The organism is Emticicia sp. W12TSBA100-4 (assembly GCF_040253585.1).
GTDB lineage: Bacteria > Bacteroidota > Bacteroidia > Cytophagales > Spirosomataceae > Emticicia.
On record NZ_JBELAU010000107.1, the window covers coordinates 1 to 279 of the forward strand.

General features: G+C 43.4%; 1 protein-coding gene. It reads right to left on the reverse strand.

What is annotated here, in order from left to right:
• A partial coding sequence (locus tag ABR854_RS25970) for a hypothetical protein (RefSeq protein WP_350268750.1) occupies positions 1–279 on the reverse strand: 279 nt, incomplete at both ends.

Here is a 279-nt window from a genome sequence, read left to right on the forward strand (position 1 = left end):
CTTGTGATACTTACAGTCGCATTTGTTCCAAGTCCATTTGACCATGAGTACGTTCCACCACCTGTGGCTGTTCGGCTTACTGATGTCGTTGTACAAGTTAAATTCGTTGTCCCTGTGATGCCTGCATTTGGTACACTGTTATCAATTGTGACATTGGTGGTAGCAGTTGCCGTACAGCCATTGCTATTTGTTACTGTTACAGTGTAAATGCCTGAACTTGTGATATTTACTATGGCACTTGTTCCAAGTCCATTAGACCATGAATAACTTCCACCGCCC